Source organism: Bifidobacterium sp. (assembly GCF_022640935.1).
Taxonomy (GTDB): Bacteria; Actinomycetota; Actinomycetes; order Actinomycetales; family Bifidobacteriaceae; genus Bifidobacterium.
In genome coordinates this window covers 1-17,968 of sequence record NZ_JALCCV010000037.1, presented here as the reverse complement: position 1 = coordinate 17,968, position 17,968 = coordinate 1, and the positions used below count along the sequence as shown (strand labels likewise).

Annotated in this window: 14 protein-coding genes; 13 read left to right on the top strand and 1 reads right to left on the bottom strand. The window is 61.6% G+C overall.

Going from position 1 to position 17,968, the window contains the following annotated elements:
• The 11 genes from nudC to LKG04_RS07850 form a co-directional block, all read left to right on the top strand.
• Window positions 1-875, top strand: an 875-nt coding sequence (gene nudC / locus LKG04_RS07900; protein WP_291763710.1) for an NAD(+) diphosphatase, incomplete at its 5' end; no start/stop codon positions are given.
• Window positions 876-982: 107 nt separating this feature from the next.
• Entirely contained in the window at window positions 983-2,650 is a 1,668-nt protein-coding gene (locus tag LKG04_RS07895; RefSeq protein WP_291759552.1) for a L,D-transpeptidase, read from the top strand.
• A 99-nt stretch (window positions 2,651-2,749) separates the two neighbouring features.
• A complete protein-coding gene (locus LKG04_RS07890) occupies window positions 2,750-3,154 on the top strand; it encodes a glycine cleavage system protein H (RefSeq protein WP_291759550.1) in 405 nt (134 codons plus the stop codon).
• A 118-nt stretch (window positions 3,155-3,272) separates the two neighbouring features.
• On the top strand, window positions 3,273-4,475 hold the full coding sequence (locus LKG04_RS07885; protein ID WP_291759547.1) for an App1 family protein: 1,203 nt from the start codon (window positions 3,273-3,275) through the stop codon (window positions 4,473-4,475).
• Window positions 4,476-4,590: 115 nt separating this feature from the next.
• Entirely contained in the window at window positions 4,591-7,107 is a 2,517-nt protein-coding gene (locus tag LKG04_RS07880; RefSeq protein ID WP_291759904.1) for a S9 family peptidase, read from the top strand.
• Window positions 7,108-7,485: 378 nt separating this feature from the next.
• Window positions 7,486-8,553: a 3-isopropylmalate dehydrogenase gene (locus tag LKG04_RS07875; RefSeq protein WP_291759545.1), complete on the top strand. Its 1,068-nt coding sequence runs from the start codon at window positions 7,486-7,488 to the stop codon at window positions 8,551-8,553.
• A gap of 261 nt (window positions 8,554-8,814) precedes the next feature.
• Window positions 8,815-9,393, top strand: a complete 579-nt coding sequence (locus tag LKG04_RS07870) for a TM2 domain-containing protein (RefSeq protein ID WP_291759541.1) — start codon at window positions 8,815-8,817, stop codon at window positions 9,391-9,393.
• A gap of 14 nt (window positions 9,394-9,407) precedes the next feature.
• Window positions 9,408-10,613, top strand: a complete 1,206-nt coding sequence (locus tag LKG04_RS07865; protein ID WP_291759539.1) for a lipoate--protein ligase family protein — start codon at window positions 9,408-9,410, stop codon at window positions 10,611-10,613.
• Window positions 10,610-11,332, top strand: coding sequence for a Crp/Fnr family transcriptional regulator (locus LKG04_RS07860; RefSeq protein ID WP_291759537.1), 723 nt, complete (start codon window positions 10,610-10,612; stop codon window positions 11,330-11,332). The genes LKG04_RS07865 and LKG04_RS07860 overlap by 4 nt, the downstream gene beginning before the upstream one ends.
• A gap of 230 nt (window positions 11,333-11,562) precedes the next feature.
• Window positions 11,563-13,818, top strand: coding sequence for a transglycosylase domain-containing protein (locus LKG04_RS07855; protein WP_291759533.1), 2,256 nt, complete (start codon window positions 11,563-11,565; stop codon window positions 13,816-13,818).
• A gap of 82 nt (window positions 13,819-13,900) precedes the next feature.
• Window positions 13,901-15,040: an NADH:flavin oxidoreductase/NADH oxidase gene (locus tag LKG04_RS07850; protein ID WP_291759530.1), complete on the top strand. Its 1,140-nt coding sequence runs from the start codon at window positions 13,901-13,903 to the stop codon at window positions 15,038-15,040.
• Window positions 15,041-15,196: 156 nt separating this feature from the next.
• Here the strand turns inward: LKG04_RS07850 and LKG04_RS07845 are convergent, their stop codons facing one another.
• Complete coding sequence (locus LKG04_RS07845; protein WP_291759528.1) at window positions 15,197-16,345, bottom strand: quinone-dependent dihydroorotate dehydrogenase; 1,149 nt, start codon at window positions 16,343-16,345, stop codon at window positions 15,197-15,199.
• A 317-nt stretch (window positions 16,346-16,662) separates the two neighbouring features.
• On the opposite strand from LKG04_RS07845, the gene LKG04_RS07840 reads away from it, so the two are divergent.
• Both LKG04_RS07840 and LKG04_RS07835 read left to right on the top strand, forming a co-directional pair.
• A complete protein-coding gene (locus tag LKG04_RS07840; protein WP_291759901.1) occupies window positions 16,663-17,397 on the top strand; it encodes a polyprenol monophosphomannose synthase in 735 nt (244 codons plus the stop codon).
• Window positions 17,398-17,510: 113 nt separating this feature from the next.
• Window positions 17,511-17,968, top strand: a 458-nt coding sequence (locus tag LKG04_RS07835; RefSeq protein WP_291763707.1) for a DeoR/GlpR family DNA-binding transcription regulator, incomplete at its 3' end; no start/stop codon positions are given.

Below are 17,968 nucleotides of genomic sequence, written 5' to 3'. Positions count from 1 at the left end.
CCGACGGCGCCGATGGTGCCGGCGACGTCGGGCGCGACGGCGGTGCGGACAATGTCGTAGACCGTTTCGCCGATAACCGGCGGCATGTCATCGCCCTTGACCTGACGCGAATGTTCGATGGTTCGCAGGCCGCCGCGCACAGCCTCGCGCCGGACGCCGCGCATGAAGGCGCCGATGACGCCTTCGAGCCAGACAGCGAGCTTGGGGGATTCGCCACGAGGCGCAGCGCATCACTGCTCGAACAGGCTTCGGACCGATTCGACTGGGTTGATATTCGCGCTTTCGTACCGCACGCTTCGGCCCGCGAATCCGGCCAGGTCGCCAGTGCCAGCGCGCTGAGCCTGTGGCATGCCCGCCAACGCTTCTGCCCCAGCTGCGGGTCGCCTGTGCAGCCGGTGCTGGGCGGATGGGCGCAGCGCTGCCAGAACGAGGCCGATGGCAATCGCACGCTGTTCCCGCGCATCGAGCCGGCGGTGATCACCGCGATCGTAGACGTGCACGACCGGTTGCTTGTGCAACATAACAAGGCGTGGGCGGATTCACGGCTGTTTTCCGTTTCCGCAGGCTTCGTCGAGGCTGGCGAGAACCTCGAGCATGCGTGCCGGCGCGAAGCCAAGGAAGAAGTCGGCGTGGACGTGGGAGAGGTGCGCTACCTCGGCTCTCAGCCATGGCCCTTCCCGGCGTCTGTGATGATGGCGTTCAAAGGCCGCGCGAACAGCACGGATATCCACGTCGATAACGTGGAAACCGAAGAAGCCCGGTGGGTGACGCGCGAGGAATACGCCGGGGAATTGGCGGCTGGCCGTATACAGGCGCCCGGCAAGGCCACCATAGCCCGTTACATGATCGAGGAATGGTATGGCCGCGAACTGTGACGAAGGTCGCAAATCCGCGAAGGCGGCGGGAAGCAGTGCCTCGGGTTTCCTCCGTCGTCATACAATGGTCATAGAATCAGGCCGCAGGACGGGGAAAGGACAACAACGTGACGAGCGCTTATCAAGGCGAGGGGTTCCTGTCTGATCAGACAGGGGAAATCCCTGCGCGCCATGCCGCTGGCGAGATGTCCGATTCGGCGGAAAATACGCTGGTGCTGCCGCCGCTCGGCGCGGTCTTCACCCCGATGGGCGAGCGGCCGGCAAACAGCCCAGAAGGCTTTGCCACCGTTGCGGCCAATTCCGGCCGGCGAGGAGGCAAGGCCGCGGCCCGCCGTCATGGCAAGGTCGCGCTCGTGGTGACTTTCAGCATGCTCTTGGCGCTTGCGCTCGTCGCCATTGGCTCCTTCTTCGGCGCGCGCTGGTACTTCCAGGACAAAGCCGCCCCGGGAGTAAGCTTTGGCGGCGAATCCGTAACGGGCAAATCAGCGGGCGAACTCACTGGCATCGTGAACGCCGCCGTTGCGCATTCCACCGTCACAGTAGGCGACGGCAGCGGAAAGAAAGTCGCTGCGTCACTCAAAGACCTTGGCGTTTCAATCGATGTCAACGCGACCGTGCATGACCTGCTCGCCGCAAAGTCGGCCAACGAGTTCGCCCGGCTCAATCCCTTCGCCAAGCAATCCGTAGGGCTTTCGGCGAAAACCGATAAACTCGCCGCTGCCACGTATCTGACGGACAGCCTCGTCTCCCAGGCGGACCGCGCAGTCCCCTCCACCATCGACTTCGATGAGAAGGCCGAAGCCTTCAGCGTGACGCCGGGCAAGGATGGCAAGGCTCCCGTCATGGCGCCCGTAGAAAAGGCTGTCAGCGCGATAGTCGCCGAACCGGGCCACAGCGTGACAGTAAGCGTCTCTTATAACGACGTCGTGATGCCCATCTCGGAGCAGAGCGCCAAAAACGCCGCAGACCAGGCGAATCGGCGGCTCGCCGACGCAATCACCATCGGCAATGGCGACGCCAGATCTTTCACCGTGCCGACCAGCACGGTGGCGTCGTGGATCAGCCCCGTCGGCGACCCTGACAAGGGCACAGTCACCTTGAGCTACGACAAGCAGGCGATCGATACGTATATGAGCAAGGAACTGCCTGCCCAGCTCGATCAGAAGATGGTCACGCAGGAGGACATCGTCGACACGACCGGGGCGGTGCTTGTGACGAAGACCGCGGGCGTGAACGGCGTTGCGGTGAAAAACACCGGGGCGGTGGCGCAGCAGGTCGTGCAGGCGCTGGACCAAGGCCAGAAGGCGGATCTCAAGGCCGATGCCGACGTGACGGAGCATGACGTCAAGCAGATCAAATCCGAGTACCGCATCGTCGTCGACAAAAGCAAGCAGACGGCGACGGTGTACCAGAACGACAAGCCCATCAAGAACTTTCTGGTGCTGACCGGGCGCACCGGCAGTTTCACGCAATCCGATAACGGCACGTTCTTCATCTACCTGCGCTATAAGATCCAGGATATGCGCGGCTCCAACGGCGACGGCACGTTCTATCTGACGAAGGGCGTGAAATGGGTGAGTTATTACAACGGCGGCGAGGGGTTCCATACTGCTTATTGGAACTATCCGGGCATTGCGGCGGGCGACCCGACACTCAAGGGCTCCCATGGCTGCATCAATATGTATGAGCAGGATGCGAAGTGGATATTTGACAATTGTCCCATGGGCACTGTCGTCCAAGTGATCGGCGCGCAGCCGAATGGCCCGGTGCGCTGAACTGCCAATGCGCTCCGCGCCCATGCGCATGCCGGAAGCTGATCCGCGAGTGGCGCGGCATTCGGGTGTTGTAATGCAGAGACACTACGCTGGTATTTCATGAGCGAAAACAACGAAGACAAGCCGGCGAATCTCGACGTCCCCGGCCACTTGCAATACTCCTCCGAACATGTATGGGTAGATGATTCGGTCAGCCCGGCGCTGATCGGCGTCACTGAATACGCTGCCAGTCAGATGGGAGAACTGGTTTTCCTTGATCTGCCGGAGGTCGGAACCCGCGTCGAGGCGGGGGACGAGATCGTCGAACTGGAATCGGCCAAGGCCGTTGAGCCGCTCGTATGCCCGGTGGCAGGCGTTGTACGCTATGTGAATCGCGATGCGTCCGACGATCCCGGCGTGGTCACGACCGATCCATACGGCGAAGGATGGATCCTTAAAATGGATCTGGATGATGACGAGCCGACGCTGCTCAGCGCCGACGAGTACAGCGCGATGATCAAATAGGACCAATGCTGGCCATCCTGTAAGCTGATTGGGGAGCCGACGGTATGACCTCACAGATCCTGCGGGGCCCGATATCGTGAGCTCGATACCGCGGTGGCACAGCGCATATGAGGAGAATATGACACCGGAAGACCGATTCGATCCCGACGACATGCCCACAGTCCCCATTCCGGTGCGGCGGGTGGTCACGACCTTCGATGCTGCCTCACGGCATGAGCGGATCGAGGACAAGCCGCTGCTGACCCGCTCCACGCGTAGGCTGGCCATCAACGCCTTCGGCATATGGACGAAGATCTCCAGCACCATCGGCAGACGGTTCAACTGGCGCCCCAGCGTCGAACCGTATGTCGGATACGGCACGGACGATTATTCGCGGCTGATCTGCCGAACTGTCTACGCGCCGCCGCGCAGCGAACCGGGAAGGCTCATGCGTGGGGTGCGTGCGATGCTCATGGTCCCCGCCCCCGCCACGCATGTCAGAATCGCAATCGACGAGGCGCCGCTGACGACCGTGCAGATCGGCAGCTCCGAGATCTACGATAAAGTCGATCGGGCTCGCGATCTCAACGGCGAGACCATTGTCTCCGACGATCAGGGTTATCTCGACCTCGTAGCCGAACGGCGTCTCGAACCGGGCATCCATACGGTCTCCTACCAGGTGGCGCATCGCAGGCCTGTGGTGTCGCAGCTGTTCACCATTGCTCCGCGCACGCCGATTGGCGTGATCTCCGACGTCGATGACACGATCATGGTGACCCAGGCGCCTTCGCCGCTGCGGGCGGCCTACAATCTGCTGCTGCTCAATCCGAAGAAGCGCGGCTCGGTGCCGGGCATGGGCGTGCTGTTCAACAAGATCGCCGATATGTTCCCGCAGGCGCCGTTCTTCTATCTGTCGACCTCGCCATGGAACGTCGAGCGCTCCATCCGCAACTTCATCGCCGACCAAGGCTTCCCGCAAGGGCCGCTGCTGCTGCGCGATCTCGATCCGCGGCCCAAGACCTTCGTCCCTTCCGGAGTGCAGCACAAGCTCGAGTTCGCCGAGCAGCTCATGGGCGATTTCCCCAGCATGCGCTTCATCCTCATAGGCGACGACGGACAGAAGGACCCGACCACATATGCCACCATCGCGCGGCGCTACCCTGGACGCGTGCTCGCCATCGGCATCCGGCAGCTCAGTCCGCGCGAATACTCGCCGCTGGGGCCAGTGGCGGGGCTGACCACGACCCAGCCGATCCCGGTCACCGATGTACCGGTGTTCACCGGCACGACAGGCTCCAACCTCATGAAGACGATGCTGCCGTATCTGGCGAAATTCCGATAGCGGGACGCGGGTCGTATAATCGGGCAGCATGACTATCGTCTTAGCCGCAGCCCCGCATGCCCATGGTCAACGTTCCGGCGCGACCAGCGCCCTTGATCCCCAACGGGTGCAACGCATGCCGCCGCCCAAGGCGAAGCGGCTCGACCATATTCGCACTGTGCACGGCGACACCTTCGTCGACCCCTATGACTGGATGCGCGACAAGGATTCCACTGAGGTCCGCGACTATGTCAAGGCGCAGAACGATTACTGCCAGTCGCGCACAGCTGGTCTGAAAGACCTGAGCGCCGCGCTGTTCGACGAGCTCAAAGGCCGCGTGCAGGAGACGGACATGTCGGTGCCCACGCGCATCGACGGCTACTGGTATTTCGTTCGTACGCAAGAGGGACGGCAGTACGCCACGCAGTGCCGTATCCCGATCAGCGATGCCGACGACTGGAATCCGCCACAGGTCGATCCGAAAGGCGAGCCCGGCTCGATGAGCGGCGAGCAGATCGTCTTCGACGCGAATCTCGAAGCGCAGGGCCATGACTTCTTCCGCCTTGGCGGCCTTGATCTGAGCCGCGACGGGCGTTGGCTGCTCTACGGCGTCGACACTGCGGGCGACGAGCGCTACGACTTCCGTATCCGTGATCTTCGCACCGGCACCGAATTGCCGGAAGTGCTGCACGGCATCGGCGGGGCGTGTTTCACCCCGGACGCGCAATGGGTGTTCTATGTGGCGCTCGATGAGGCGTGGCGGCCCTATGCGATTCGCCGGCATCACGTCGGCACGCCAGTCGATGCGGATGTGGAGGTGTTCCGGGAAGACGACGAGCGTTTCTGGGTAGGCGTAGGCCTGAGCTTCGACGAACGGCGCATCGTCATCAGCACCAGTTCCAAAACCAGCGGCGAAGTGTGGATGCTGCCCGTGTCGAGCCCGGAGGGCGAGTTCCGCGTGTTCATACCGCGGCAGGATGATGTGGAATACGATGTGAGCTTCGCGTGTTTCGAAGGCGCAGGCGGGCAGGGCGAGGACATTCCGCTCGCCGTCGTGTACCACAATGCGCTCGACCCGAACTTCGAGATCGACGTGATCGACATGCGCACGCATGAACCGCCGTATCGCCTCGGCGAAGGCGTTGCGGTCGCGCTCGGCTCGCCTTATGGCTGCGAGCAGGGAGATCGCTTCGAGGCTGGTGCATCGGCCAAACCGGTCAGCCGGCCGTACAACGACACGCGCAATCCGGCGGTTCTGCAAGGCGCGCGGGGATTGGGCATCGAGGGCATCGCGCTGCACAGGAATTTCGTGTCGCTGAGCTATCGCGCGAACAGTCTGCCGCATGTCGCCGTGATGGCCAAGGACGATGCCGCGCAGGATTTTCTTGCCGGACGGCCATGGCGTTTCCGCGAGATCGAGCCGCCGGACGATGGCGGCAGGGAGCAGACAGGGCAATCCGGCGAGCCGAGTCGGCTGTACTCCTTCGGCACCGGCGGCAACCCGTCGTATGACGCGCCGCGCATGCGGTATTCCTTCGACAGCTATACGAGGCCGGGCGAGCTGCACGAATTGGATCCGGCCACCGGCGAGGATATTCTGCTCAAGCGTGCGCAAGTGCTCGGCGGCTTCGATGCGCAGAAGTATTCGGAACGCCGCGTCTGGGTGAGCGTGCGCGACGGGGAGGAAGTGCCGGTCTCGCTCGTCTGGCGCACCGACATGTTGCCAGGGCTGGCCGCATTGCCTGGGCATTTGGCAGCGCCGGCGCCGGAGGCTGGACTATCAGCTTCGAGGCTGGGCGCTGAGCAGGCCGGCACGAAAGCGTGTGGTACGCGGAAGAACGAGCATACCGAATGCGCCGAATGCGATGACCGTGGTGCCGACCGCGCCGAGGCAGAGGAACGACCGGCTGTTTCTATTCCGATGTTCATCACCGGGTACGGTGCATACGAGATCAGCTCGGATCCGGGGTTCTCCGCCGCGCGCATCAGTCTGCTCGACCGTGGCGTGCTCTACGCGGTGCCGCACATCCGTGGCGGCGGCGAAATGGGACGCGCCTGGTATGAGCATGGACGGCGGCTGGAGAAGAAGCATACCTTTGAGGATTTCGTCGATGCGACCGCCGCGCTGCAATATGCCGGATTCGCGGATCCGGCCCGGACGATGGCCAATGGCGGATCGGCGGGCGGCCTGCTGATGGGGGCTGTCGCCAATATGGCACCGGAACGGTATGCCGCCATTGAGGCGGATGTGCCTTTCGTGGATGCGCTGACTTCGATCCTCGATCCTTCGCTACCGCTGACTGTCACCGAATGGGACGAGTGGGGCGACCCGCTGCACGACGAACGCGTGTATCGGTACATGAAGTCGTACACGCCATACGAGAACGCGCCCAGCGATGAGCATCCGGCACCGCGTTTCCCGAAGATCCTGGTGACCACGTCGATGAACGACACGCGCGTGCTGGTCGTCGAGCCGCTTAAATGGATCGCCAGGCTGCAATCCGCCGGCGTCGATGTGATCGCCAAAATCGAGATCGAGGCAGGCCACGGCGGCACCACCGGCCGCTACAAGCAGTGGGAGGAGGTCTCCTACGAGAACGCCTGGTGCCTTGATGCGATGGGAGCCACGCAGCTGGTAGCGCCTGAACGCTGATTGAGAAGAGCCGATTGAGTAGGGACCGAGTAGGAGCTCGGGTCCTAAGGGGAATACGGGCGTAGTCCAGTGGGAATGCGGGTGGGGAGAGGTGCACGAGCCCCTAAATCTGGGCGTCATAAGCCCCGCATTATCTCGAACTCAGTGCGGGAATCGTGATCAGTGATCGCGGTTATGCGTCACAATGCCCGCGCAAGGTGATCGATGGCGTGGGCGCTATTATGACGTTGGGGATCGCCTCATGTGGATTTGCATATGAAAGCCCTCGCGAACACCAGCCACATTCAGCTGATGACGACTGTGTGAGTTGTCCACATCCGTGTCCATAAGGCGGGACGGGCAATCAGGCCGGTGCGCGCTGCGACTAGTCTCGCGGCTATGGGCAATCAGGAAACGCAATCATCGCACACGCCATCGCATAACTATCGCATCGCCGTCATCCCTGGCGATGGAATCGGCAAGGAAATCATCCCGGTCGCGCAGGCGGCCCTCGACAAGGCGACCGAAGGCAGTGCGCGTTTCGAGTACGAGCCGTTCGACCTTGGCGCGGAGCGATACCTGCGCGACGGCGCGATTCTGCCGGATGAGGATCTCGAGCGCATCAAAGGCACCGATGCCATCCTGCTCGGCGCCATCGGCGACCCGCGCATCAAGGCAGGTATCTTGGAGCGGGGCCTGTTGCTTAAACTCCGGTTCGCGCTCGACCAGTATGTGAATCTGCGTCCTTCCAGACTGTACAAAGGCGTCGCATCGCCACTCGCCAACCCGGGGAACATCGACTTCGTCGTCGTGCGCGAGGGCACCGAAGGCCTGTACTGCGGGGCGGGCGGCGCGATTCGGCGCGATACTCCGGCAGAAGTTGCCACTGAAGTGTCGATTAACACCGCATACGGCGTCGAGCGCGTCGTGCGCTACGCCTTCGAGCTGGCGATGAAACGGCGCAGGCACGTCACCCTCGTGCACAAGAAGAACGTACTGGTCAACGCCGGCGACATGTGGCAGCGCATCGTGGACTGCGTGGGGCGAGAATACCCCGAGGTATCGCACGATTACCAGCACATCGATGCGGCGACGATCTTCCTGGTTTCCGATCCTGCGCGTTTCGACGTGATTCTGACCGACAACCTTTTTGGCGACATCCTCACTGATGAGGCGGGCGCGGTCGTTGGCGGCGTCGGCTACTCCGCTTCGGGCTGCATCAACGCGTCGAACGAATACCCTTCGATGTTTGAGCCTATCCACGGTTCGGCGCCGGACATCGCCGGCAAAGGCATCGCCAACCCGACCGCTGCGATTCTCTCCGTCGCCATGCTGCTGCGTCATCTTGGATTCGATGCGGCGGCGGACCGCATCGATGCGGCTGTCGAGGCCGATATCGAGGAGCTTGGAGCGACACGACGCGGCACCGAGCAGATCGGGCGCGACATCTGCGCCCGTTTAAACTGAGCGCTCGCCGCATAACGATTAAAAATGTCATACATCGACCGGAAACCGCGCGCATCGAAATTCTGCGGTTCTGAGGTTTTGGAATTGATGGTTTCTACGGCAGGGTTCTTCGGCTCCTTAGCGAAATCTCACTTCGCCGGCCTAAGACCCAGTGGACTTTACGCTTAACGGCTCAGCACAACGAAAAATACGTCTCACGAGTGACGCAAACCTAAGACTCGCAGGGGTGGCGAGGGTTGCAGGGTGCATTAATCTTAGGGTATGAGCGAATTCAATGCCGATGGCGGCCAGCAGCAGCCGCAAGACCCGCAGTCCGGATACGGGCAGACATCTCCTTACTCGCAGGGCGCCGCGCCGCAGGCTGCTTCCAGCCAAGGAGACAATGCCTACGGACGGCCGGAGCAATCGTCATACGGCCAGCAGCCATACGGTGGGCAGACGGATGCACGAGGACCGTATTATGCTCCGCCGCAAGCCACGCAAGGTGACTATTACGGCCAAGCATATGGTCAGCAAGGCCAGCAGAACTACAGCCAGCCCGGCTACAGCCAACAGGGCTACGGCATGCCGCAGAATATTCCGTATGGTTATGTGCCGCGGCAGAAGCTCGTCGCCGGGCTGCTCGCCATTTTCCTCGGTTCGCTGGGTGTGCATAATTTCTATCTGGGCTATACCGGGAAAGGGCTGATACAGCTGCTGCTTACGCTTGTCGGCTGGATGATCGTGATCGGGCCGATGGTGGCTGGCATCTGGGCACTGATCGAGGGCATTCTAATTTTGTGCTCCAATTATGGCTCGCCATGGCATCGTGACGCCAAAGGAGTGGAGCTCAGAGACTGAGTTAGCGATTGGCGATGAGCGAAGACACGCACGACAAGGCAGGCGAAACCACACGCGGGGAGTGCAAAACCGTCGGTGGCAAGCTCGTTGGCGTCAACGTGCGCCGCGATCGCTCCGGACGCATCGTCCATTGCCGTCTTGACGGCGATTTCTTCCTCGACGGCCTTGATGCCGATGCCAGAGCCGAAACCGAGGCGGCAGAGCTGCTCCACGATGTCGAGCAGGCGCTGGCTGACGGCGTTCCCGTACGGGATGCCATGAACAGGCATCATGTCGTTTCCTTCGTTGGCGTCGATGCAGCAGCCATTGAACTTGCGTTCGCCCGGGCGATTGGTCGTGCCGGCGGCGGCGCAGGAGCGTCGGTCGGCGGCTATGATCAGACGAATGATCATGCAGCGGTCGGCGGAGTAGAGGATGGCTCAGGCAGCGGCAACTTAACCGCCGGAGCCGCCCGCGACGATCTGCGCGAGGCGTGGCGCGCCCGTTGGCGCGAACTGCATCCGGTAGTGGTTCATGATATTCCTCGCATGCCGCAGACGCAGATGGACCTTGACGAGCGCTGGGCGCGTGAGGTGGCGGCGGGGGACCGGCCGGCCACCGTGCGCATTTGGGAATGGGCCGCCTCGACCGTGGTTATCGGGCGCTTTCAATCGTTGAATGACGAAGTGGACTGCGATGCCTGCCGCAGGGAGGGCGCGGACGTAGTGCGCCGATGCACCGGCGGCGGCGCGATGTTCGTCGAACCGGGCAACACCATCACTTACTCGTTGTATGCGCCGCGGGATTTCGTGCGCGGCGTCGACATCGCGCAGTCCTACCAGCTGTGCGACCAGTGGCTCGTAGATGCGCTGAACGCGTTGGGACTCGATGTGCGTTTCTCCGGGCTCAACGACATCGCATCCCAGCATGGCAAGATCGGCGGGGCGGCGCAGCGCCGCTTCGCGCCGGTTGACGGTGGGCCGGGGAGCGTATTGCATCATGTCACGATGGCCTATGACATCGACGCGCCGAAAATGAGCCGCATGCTGCGTATCTCGAAGGAGAAGCTGAGCGACAAGGCGGTGCATTCGGCGATCAAACGCGTGGATCCGCTGCGCTCGCAGACGGGTATGAGCCGGCAAGCGCTCGTCAGCCACCTGATCGCAGCGGCCCGGGGTGGGGTCTACAATGGACACGAGTCGATGAGGATGCACCGAATGCCTACATGCATGGAGGTATGACAAGCGTGGCGAAGCCCAATGAGATGCCCGATCCGGATACCACTCTGCTGCATACCGCCCTGTTCACGCAGGTCTCGCCAGAGCAGGCCAAGGAGCTGCTGCCGCATCTCAAACGCGGCGTATTCAGCAAGAACGAATTCATTTTTCGTGAGGGCGATGACGACCAGCGCATGTATCTGTTGGAAGGGGGCCGGGTCAAGCTGATCCGTGAGTCGCACGACAGCCGTGTGCAGCTGCTCAGCATCCACGCTTATGGCGAAGTGCTCGGCGAGATCCCGGTGTTCGATCCGAGCGGTGGCCCGCGCACCGCATCGGCCGTCGCGATGACGAATAGCACGCGGGTCTCCTGGCTGGAGCGTGAAGCCTTGTTCTCCTGGCTCGACAAGTACCCGCGGGTGGCGGTGGATATGCTGCAGGTGTTGGCCAACCGGATGCGTGCGAACAACGAGCGCATCTCCGATCTCGTGTTTATGGATGTGCCCGCGCGCTTGGCCAAGACGCTGCTGAGCCTGGCGACACGTTTCGGTGAGCCGGTCGAGGCAGGACTCAAGGTGCCGCATGACCTGACGCAGGAAGAGTTGGCCCAGCTGGTCGGCTCGTCTCGCGAGACGGTGAATAAGGCGCTGATGGATTTCTCCAACCGTGGCTGGATCGCGCGCGAAGGCCGTTCGATCATCATCTACAAGCCTGGCATGCTCATCCGTCGTTCTCGCCGCTAGGCGCCCCTCGCTGCGCTCAGCGCTTATGGATCCCTGCGGTCACGGACTGATATCGCCATCGTGCAGAAGGGGTGACTACTGGTTCGCATGCGTTGATTTTCCAGCATTTTCACAGTATGACAGCGTCCTCGTGCAGTTGCTTTTACGCCGCGGTAGGGCGACTGTGAGGACTTGGCGCGAAGTCCTCTGCAACCGGGCCATGGTAGAGACGCTCCCTTAGAATGGGCAGCATGCCGAAGAAGAAAACCCCCCTCAGCGTAAGTCGTGTCTTTGCGCTGATCCTCGCCTATGTCATGCTTTGCGTCGCTGGCGGAGTGGTGGCCGGCGCATTGCTCGCTCCCGCCGTGCTTGGGGTGAATAATGTCGCCAAGGCCGTGGTCCCCTCCCTTAAAGTGGAGGGTATCGACTTCGATGTGACGTCGTTGCCGCAGAAATCTCGCATTTACGCCTCCGACGGCAAAACCGTGATCGCGACGTTCTATGCCCAGAACCGCACTGTCGTGCCGTTGAAAGACATCTCCAAGACCATGCAGATGGCGGTGGTCGCGCGCGAGGACAGGCGTTTCTTCGAGCATAAGGGCGTCGACGTACAGGGCGTCTTGCGCGCTTTTGTGCAGACCTTCATCAAAAAAGGCGATACGCAGGGCGGCTCATCGCTGACGCAGCAATATGTCAAGAACGTGCTGCTGGTCGAAGCGCGCGAGCATAACGATCCGATCGGCGAATACCATGCCTCCGAGGAGACCATCGCCCGCAAACTGCGCGAGATGCTCATCGCCGTGCAGATGGAGAAGAAATACTCCAAGATGGAGATTCTGCAGGGCTACCTCAACATCGCCCAGTTCGGCACCAACAACCTCTATGGCGTGGAGACCGCCGCCAAGCGCTATTTCAACACTTCCGCCAAAAATCTGAACCTCGTGCAGTCGGCGACCATCGCCGCCATCACCAAAAACCCAGGTGCATTTGATCCTTCGATCCCCGCCAACCAGGCTGAGGCGCAGAATCAGCGCAACACCGTGCTCGACCTGATGTACAACCAAGGCTTTATCTCCTCCAAACAGGAGTATGAGCAGGCGCGCAAGACGCCGATCAAGGACACGCTGCACATCCAGGCCACGACTTCGGCGGGCTGCCAGGTCGCAGGCGACGCAGCCTTCTTCTGCGACTATGTGACCAAGCAGATCCTCAACGAAAAAGAGTTCGGCAAAACTGCGGCGGACCGGGAGAAGCTGCTCAATGAGGGCGGCCTCGACATCTACACGACAATGGATGTGAACGCCAACGAGGCTGCTATGAAGGCCGCGCGCGACACCATACCGGTAAACGATCCCAGCGGCTTCGAGGTTTCGATCGCCGCGATCAAGCCGGGCACTGGCGAGGTGCTCGGTTTCGGCAGCAACCGCATCTACGACGCCACGGATGTGGCGAGGAGCAATCCGACGCACACGGCCATCAACTATTCCGTTGACCAGAAGGATGGCGGCGGCTTGGGCACCGGCATTGGCTCGACGTGGAAGCCCATCAACCTTGCCGCTTGGATGCTCGCAGGCAAATCGATCAACACGCCGTTGGTCACTTCAACTCTGTACAGCGGCAGCTCGTTCAACTGCGGCCAGTATCGTTGGGTGGTCCCGTGGACTGTGCACAACAGCGGCGGCGGCACGGTCAGCCCGGAGACCCCGTTGCAAGGCCTCATCAAATCTCACAACACGACGCAGGCCGCGATGGCCTCGCAGATCGGGCTGTGCTCCATCGCCGACACGGCGAAGGCCATGGGCTACCATAATTCGCCGATCGGGCATGAGGACGTTTACGACTCCAATTCGCTGCAGCCGTCCATGACCATCGGAACTGTGCAGGCCTCGCCGCTCACCATGGCGAATGTATACGCCACGCTCGCTGCCGACGGCGTGGAATGCACGCCGATCGCGCTCAAGAAGGTCACCGATAAGACCGGGAAGGACTTCGCGGTTCCTAAAGCCAATTGCCATCAGGCGATCCCAGCCGGAGTCGCCCAGACCGTGGCATACGCCCTGAATCAGGGCGTGGTGACCCCCGGCGGCGAGGCGGCCGCAACCCAGCTGGACAACGGGCGCAAAACCTTCGCTAAAACCGGTACCCAACAGGACAACTACATGCTGACCGGCGGGTTCGTACCCGGCCAGGTCGCCGCTTTCGTTACCGTAGGCAACGTGGAGCACTTGCAGAGCTTTTCCAACAAGACGATCAACGGCCGCAGCATGCGGACATGGTACGGTATGTACATCGCTACGCCGGCGTGGAAGGAATTCATGAACGGCTATCTCAACGCCGCCAAGATCCCGATCGACAACGACTACGGCAATCCCGACCCGCAATACATGACGACTTCTACGTCGCAGGTCTCGCCGCGTGTCGACTCGACCAACGGGACCAACTCCGGCAACACGAACGGCAATGACAGTGGCGATGCCACTGAGAATCAGAATCAGAACGGCAATTAGACGACGGTTTGCATGGACGCCTCGAATCGCCGATGGGGAATGACTACACAGCTGTGCACTGAATAACGGAGGTTGATGTTCGATGGGCAAAGGCAACAGCAATAAGAAGGGCAACGGCGATTATTCTGACGGCGAGGTTCGGCTGTTCGAGCCGCTAAAGCTGCGTGAACTGACCATGCGCAACCGCGTATGGATGCCGCCGATGTGCATGTATTCCGTGCCCCGGCGCGACGGCAAACCCACGCCGTTCCATTACCAGCATTATGTGTCGCGGGCTTTGGGCGGCTTCGGCATGGTAATTGCCGAGGCGACCGCGGTAAGCCCTGACGGACGTATCTCGCCATGCGACGTGGGCTTGTGGAATGACGATCAGATCGCCGCATGGCGTTGGATCGTCGACGATGTCAAGATGGCGGGCGCGGCGTTCGGCGTGCAGCTCAACCATGCCGGGCGTAAGGCTTCGACTGGCTGCGCCGGTATCGGCTTCGAGAACGCCACGGTGCCGCAGGATCATGGCGGCTGGCCGACCGTCGCGCCGAGCGCGATTGCCTTTGGCGACTATGCCGAGCCACGCGAACTCAGCATCGAGGAGATCCATGGCATCGTGGATGAATTCCGCGACGCCGCAGGCCGTGCCGTGGCCGCGGGATTCCAGATGATTCAGCTCCATGCAGCCCACGGCTATCTGATTTCGCAATTCCTGGATCCGCTGTCCAATCAACGCCGTGACGAGTATGGCGGCGAGTTGGTCAACCGCATGCGTTTCCTTATCGAGATCGTCGACGCGGTGCGTGGCGTCATTCCCGAGACTATGCCGCTGACGGTGCGCGTCTCCGCTACCGACTGGGCGACGAACGGTTGGAATCTCGAGGAAACGATCGAAACCGCGCGCGTGCTCAAAGAACACGGCGTCGATCTGATCGATGTGTCGACCGGCGGCATTGTCGCCGGCGTCTCCATCCCGGTCAAGCCGAACTATCAGGTGCCTTTCGCCGCGGCGATCCGTCATGACGTTGATATCCCAGTGACAGCTGTAGGGCTCATCACCAAGCCGAAGCAAGCGGAAAAGCTGCTGCGCGCCGGCAAGGCCGATGCCATCGAGATCGGCCGCGCCGCGTTACGCGACCCTTACTGGCCGTTGCGTGCCGCGCATCGGCTGGGTCTGGGCGCCGATCAGATCCCGTACCCGCAGCAGTATGTGCGCGGAGCGTTCGGTGATTGAACAAGTCTCGCGACTGAACCGTTGAATCGCCGAGCAGTTTGTTCGCCGGGCCATGCCACGGCTGTTATGAAGTGGATGTCATTTGTATCGTCAACTATGCCAGTTATCGCAAATGAATGTCACTTATGATGTACCGGGCGATTTCAGGCGATAAGTTCAGGCGTCGATGCCGACCGCGTCCGACACATGCTCGAAGCCGTCGGCGCGCAGCAGTTCGGCCAAGCCGCGCTTGAGCACGGTGACCTGCTGCGGGCCGCGATACATCAGCGAGGTGATGAACATGACCAAGCTCGAGCCGGCGCGGATCTTGGCATAGGCCTGCTTCGGAGTGAACACGCCGCCGACTCCGGCAATGGCGAATCTGCTGCCGAATTCGCGATAGGTGTTGCGGATCAGCTCGTTGCTGGACTGGTACGCCGGGCCACCGGACAGACCGCCCTCCCAATCGCGCGGAATGCTCAAACCCGTGCGATCCTTGCGCAGGTTGGCGATGGTGACGCCTTGCACGTCATGCCTGGCGAGCACGTCCAACAGCTCATGGAAATGAGGCCAGCCGGTATCCTGCGGCATCTTGACCAAGAGCGGCTGTGGGTGCGAGACGTTATCCAGCTCGGTGAACAGCCGGTCGAGGTTGGCGGGGTCCTCGACGAAGGGCTCGCCGACGCGCGTGTTGGGGCACGAGATGTTGATTTCGACCATCGAGCTGCGGCCCGAGGCTTGTGCAAGGGAAAGCCGATAGTCTTCGATGCCCTCATCGATGTCGCCGACTAAATCGTCATTGGTGCGGGCGATGGAGATGGACATGCGCATCGTTTTCGTCGCGCGCTCCGCCTGATTGACCCGTTCGATGACCTTCGCGCTGCCGTCGTTGGCCAGACCGACATGAACGATCATCGAATCGTACTCGGGAAGCCGATGAAACCAGGGTTTCGCATTGCCGGCGCAGGGGCGGGATGTGATGGAGCCGACCGTTTCGAAGCCGAAGCCGGCATTGTCCATAAGCACGGGCATATCGCAGTTCTTGTCGAGCCCGGCGGACAGACCGAAGGGGTTGGCAAAATCGAGTCCCAAGGCCTGGGTCTGCAGAATCGGGTCGGTGTAGTCGATCGTCTCGCGCAGCAGCCACATCAGCGGCGTGATGCCTTTGGTGAGACGGCAGAATGCGACCATGTTGTCATGTGCCTCGTCCGGCGCATGGTTGAACACGAAATGAGGCTTGACGACATGCTTGTACCCGAATGTGAACAGATCGGTCGCAACCTTGTTCAGTGCGTCGTGCCAGTAATTCGTTGAAACATAGCTCATGACCATATTGTGCCACCCGCGTGCGAGAACGACACCCGGCCGGGTGTCTGTGATGATGCTGATGAGTGCCTGTGATAATGCTGGAGCGAGCGGACAGCCAATAGACAACGGTGCGGCGGGGCCTGTACAGTGAAATCGTGAAGACCAGACAGAATGCGGATCAGGCGGATGCGCAACGCCGTGACCGGAGCGGCGGCAGTGGTTTTGCGACGGATGGCGGCAAGGCTGTTGTTGATCTCGCAGCGGACATCGACGCGGCGGGCGGTGGGGGCGCGGACGAGGATACGGCGCGCGACGGCGGCGAAGTGTGCGTCGTGATGCCGACTTACAACGAACGCGAGAATCTCGATCCCACGTTGTCCGCGCTCCTCGAATGGAATCCGCAGGTGCATGTGCTCGTCGTCGACGATGCTTCGCCGGACGGGACCGGGGAAGCTGCCGATGCCATGGCGGCGAGCGATCAGCGGGTGTATGTGCTGCACCGGGCGGGCAAAAACGGACTGGGGCCGGCATACCTTGCAGGTTTCGACTGGGCGCTGAAGCGGGGCTACGCTACGCTGTGCTCGATGGATATGGACGGTTCGCATCGAGCGCAGGATCTGCATGCGATGCTTCAGGTGCTGCGCAACAGATCCGGGATTGACTTGGTGATCGGGTCGCGGCGCGTTCCCGGCGGACGCACCGAAGGCTGGTCGCGGTATCGCAACTGGATTTCGCGTGCGGGCTCGTGGTATGCGCGCACCATGCTCGGCCTTGGCGTGCGTGATATGACCTCTGGGCTGCGCGCCTATCGCGCTGGGATCCTACGCGCATCGGATCTACGTTCGGTCGAGGCGAATGGCTACGTCTTCCAGATTGATATGACGCGGCGCGTGGCGGCGGCGGGCGGTGGCATCGCCGAGGTGCCGATCGTATTCCCGGAGCGAATGCGCGGGCGCTCGAAGATGGGCGCTGGCATCGTGTTCGAGGCGATGTGGCGCGTGACCCGATGGGGGATGCGCAGGCTTTTCGGGCGCGGCTGGCCGCGGCCGAGCGCATACGAACGAGGCTGACTCGACTGGTCAAAGTCAAGCAATGTGAGAACTTGTTCGAAAAGATTCATATTTTGTTTATAAATCCCTTTGTTCTGTTTGGCTTATAACAAATTGTGTGCGATAATGTTCATATGATTTCCTCACAACGACAGCATCTTATTCTGAGCCGGCTACGCACCCGGGGCGCCGTGCGCATCACCGCGCTCTCCAAGGAGCTTGGTGTGTCGGCGATGACCATTCGCCGCGATATCGCCGATCTCGCTGACAAAGGGCTGCTCAAACGCGTCCATGGCGGGGCGGTGACTACTAGCACGCTGCTGAGCGAGCCGTTGTTCTCCGTCAAATCGCAGATGGATATCGGGCTCAAAGACGCCATCGCGCAGGAGGCGGTCACCTACGTGGCGCCAGGCGACGTGATCGCCATCGGAGGCGGCACCACGGCTTATGTCTTCGCGCAGCATCTGCTCGAATCGCAGCAGTCGACGGGCATCACGATCCTGACCAATTCGATTCCGGTCGCCGAGTTGGTGCAGGCTTTGGAATCCAAGGACATCGAGGTCATCGTCACCGGCGGCGTCATCACCCGGTC